This is a genomic window from Chromobacterium sp. ASV23, from assembly GCF_016428945.1.
Lineage (GTDB): Bacteria > Pseudomonadota > Gammaproteobacteria > Burkholderiales > Chromobacteriaceae > Chromobacterium > Chromobacterium sinusclupearum.
In genome coordinates this window covers 1-607 of sequence record NZ_JAELTR010000155.1, presented here as the reverse complement: position 1 = coordinate 607, position 607 = coordinate 1, and the positions used below count along the sequence as shown (strand labels likewise).

The window sequence follows — 607 nt, the reverse complement described above, 5'->3', positions numbered from 1 at the left end:
AGACTATTCATAAAGGAAGCGGGGAGGAAGGTTGATTTATTGGCCTTTCTAAATAGTGCATACAACACTGATGATTACATGGAAGAAATATTTGGGCAGAAAAGTAAAATCATAACGATTAATATTTCAACCTATGGCATCCTGGAGGCGGGCAATGCAAAGACCTACCATGAAGTAACAAGTTGCATGTTTATTGATAGAAAAACCGGATGCTTGATTAATAGGGAAAGTGCTGAGGCATGTGTGGGCGAGTGGATTGATGGCCGAAAATGGAAAACAGATGATGGTGCTGTAATAGACCTAGCTGTTAAAAGAAAGTCTATCCTCGATCGTACAACAGCGGATGCGTATTTATTGAGAAAAGAAAACTACGGTAGATGTCAAATGCAGTAGTTAAGTGATAGCTGCCTGGGTAATCCAAACAAAATTAAAGACATCCCATCTGCTCGCAAGGCGCTTGACAAGTATGGAGTCTAAAAAGCTGAAGGGGCGGAGAAAAATCGCCCCTATCATCTGTGATAAAATAAGACCAATCAGTATTTAATCTCCCAATTGCATCTTCCGCCATATTTCAACATTTACCCTCTGGTTGTGCACAAACTAAGGG

1 protein-coding gene is annotated in these 607 nt (G+C 40.5%); it reads left to right on the top strand.

All coding sequences use genetic code 11. The annotated features are described in order from the left end of the window. Nucleotides 1–393, top strand: a 393-nt coding sequence (locus JHD59_RS22045) for a hypothetical protein (RefSeq protein WP_199155843.1), incomplete at its 5' end; no start/stop codon positions are given. Between the last annotated feature and the right edge of the window lie 214 nt (nt 394–607).